Origin of the sequence: Limnospira sp. PMC 289.06, from assembly GCF_032350395.1 — a bacterium.
GTDB classification, from domain to species: domain Bacteria; phylum Cyanobacteriota; class Cyanobacteriia; order Cyanobacteriales; family Microcoleaceae; genus Limnospira; species Limnospira platensis.
In genome coordinates, this window is sequence record NZ_JARPLC010000036.1 from 6,050 (window position 1) to 8,135 (window position 2,086).

Here is a 2,086-nt window from a genome sequence, read left to right on the forward strand (position 1 = left end):
AACCCCGTGAGGAAATTCGCGAAGAAACTACCTTTGCTGAACCTTTCCATCAACCCCATGAGGAAATTCGCGAAGAAACTACCTTTGCTGAACCTTTCTATCAACCTGAAGAAAATCAGATCCGACCTAGGGAAATGACCTTAGCGCGAGGAACCCAAGGGGTACAGGTAGCCGGTTTACAGCAGCGCCTGGAAGTACATGGCTTTTCTGTGGGTCGTGTAGATAGTCTCTTTGGCCCCCGCACTGAGCGAGCCCTAATTAACTTTCAATTGTCTAAGGGTCTCCGACCTACTGGAGTGGTTGATCGCAGCACTTGGCAGGCTCTCTCAAAAGATCCTCACCAGCAGACTATAGCAGAAACTCTCATTAAACAAGGCGATCGCGGTTCCAAAGTCAAAACTCTGCAAACTCGCCTAGAGTTGACTGGACATGATCCGGGTCCTGTTGATGGTATATTTGGCCCCAAAACTTTGGCTGCTGTCTCTGATTTTCAGTTGGCTATGGGCTTAGAATCTACCGGGGTTGTAGATGACAAAACTTGGAAGGTTTTAGGCGATCGCTCTAACTAGGTGATCAACCTGCCGCTTTTTTTAAAAAAATTATGGCCCGCCCTAGTAAATAGGGGTTGACACGGCGGCGCTAGTGGGCTATGATAGGAGTATATTAAATAATCGGATGTTAGACAAAATATTATTTTCGCAAATATTCCAATTATTTTATAGTGTAGCACGGACTCCCAGAAAAAGATAGGGTTTTCTGAAAAAAAAAGCGCGGGGGCGCGCCCAGAAATTTTTTTTTTGGGCCACGTAGGTTTACTTTTCCGAAATTCCCGGCTGGGGAAAAATGCGATAGCCCCAATTCTCAGGACATTGAGGCACATTAATATAATTATCGAATCGCTCGAATTTCTATGTCCAAATCGAGATTGCACCAGGCGCGATCGGTCGTAAGTGCGGGTAAATTTAGCTTCAATGCCAACGCCAGACAAGCTCTATCGCCCAGAGAAAGTCCCAGGGCGCGAGTTGGTATTCTTAGCTTGGCAATATCCCGCGCCAGCTCTCCATCTATTGGATAAATAATTAACGCTCGCTCAAGTAAACCTTGTTCTGTTAATTGAGTGGTGACCACATCAGGATCTTGACCGCGTTCAGCCAGCTTCGAGAGAGTTTCTGCCCAATTTACGGCGCTGATAGCTGCTTTTTTCAGCAAAGCATCTACAACATCATCTGCACCGGGTTCGTCTTGTAAGTATGCCAGTAAAGCTGAAGCATCCAATAAAGCACGGGGATTTTGACTCACCATTGGTCGTCCGGCTGTGTTTCGGAACGCCGTTCTCGAATCAGTTCGTCGGCGAGACTTACACCGTTTGAAATATCTTTAAAAATTCCCCGGAGTTTTTGGACTTGCTCACGCCAACTGACCAGACGCAGGCTGCCATCTTTTTCAAGGGTTAAAGTGAGCCGATCGCCCCCTTGCAGGTTCAGTTGTTTCCGCACAGCTTCGGGAATCATTAACTCGCCGGTTTCTTCTAGGTTAACGGTGTATTGTTCCTGGGAGGGAGACATAGATCCTTATATATTTGCACTGATGACCCTAGCCCGGATGCAAGGGTATTGATGATCGGACAAGCTGGCATTCTCGCCACCAAAATTGCTGCTTTGCGATCGAGTATATCAAAAAGTAATGAATAAAGGTTGACAAGGCGGCTACAGGGGGCTATCATAGGAGTATGTTACATAATTGGATGCGGCTAAAAATATTATTTTCGCGAATATTACCATTATATTATAGTGTAGCACGGACTCCCCCAAAAAGATAGGGGTTTCTCAAAAAAAAAGAGCGATCGCACCCCCAGAAAAAATTTTTTTTTGGCCCGGCCGCCCAAGTGAAAAGGGGTTGACAAGGCGGCTGCAGGGGGGTATCATAGGGGTATGTTACATAATCGGATGCGACCAAAAATATTATTTTTGCAACTATGCCCATTATATTATAGTGTAGCACGGACTCCCCCAAAAAGATAGGGGTTTCTCAAAAAAAAAGAGCGATCGCACCCCCAGAAAAAATTTTTTTTTGGCCCGGCCGCCCA

At 46.0% G+C, this 2,086-nt stretch carries 3 protein-coding genes; 1 reads left to right on the forward strand and 2 read right to left on the reverse strand.

The features are described 5' to 3' along the window. Nucleotides 1–134: 134 nt before the first annotated feature. Nucleotides 135–569, forward strand: coding sequence for a peptidoglycan-binding domain-containing protein (locus P5674_RS26575; protein ID WP_434475123.1), 435 nt, complete (start codon nt 135–137; stop codon nt 567–569). Nucleotides 570–888: 319 nt separating this feature from the next. Here P5674_RS26575 and P5674_RS09980 read toward each other — a convergent pair whose 3' ends face one another. Then, a complete protein-coding gene (locus P5674_RS09980; protein WP_006620048.1) occupies nt 889–1,302 on the reverse strand; it encodes a type II toxin-antitoxin system VapC family toxin in 414 nt (137 codons plus the stop codon). Beyond that, the gene (locus P5674_RS09985) at nt 1,296–1,565 is read right to left on the reverse strand and encodes an AbrB/MazE/SpoVT family DNA-binding domain-containing protein (protein ID WP_006620047.1); all 270 of its coding nucleotides are present in this window, start codon (nt 1,563–1,565) and stop codon (nt 1,296–1,298) included. Before P5674_RS09985 ends, P5674_RS09980 begins: the two co-directional genes overlap by 7 nt. Between the last annotated feature and the right edge of the window lie 521 nt (nt 1,566–2,086).

Excerpts from the sequence above, each read along its gene's own strand:
- P5674_RS26575 (WP_434475123.1), top strand. The coding sequence starts at position 135 with ATGACCTTAGCGCGAGGAACCCAAGGGGTACAGGTAGCCGGTTTACAG.
- P5674_RS09980 (WP_006620048.1), bottom strand. The coding sequence starts at position 1,302 with ATGGTGAGTCAAAATCCCCGTGCTTTATTGGATGCTTCAGCTTTACTG.
- P5674_RS09985 (WP_006620047.1), bottom strand. The coding sequence starts at position 1,565 with ATGTCTCCCTCCCAGGAACAATACACCGTTAACCTAGAAGAAACCGGC.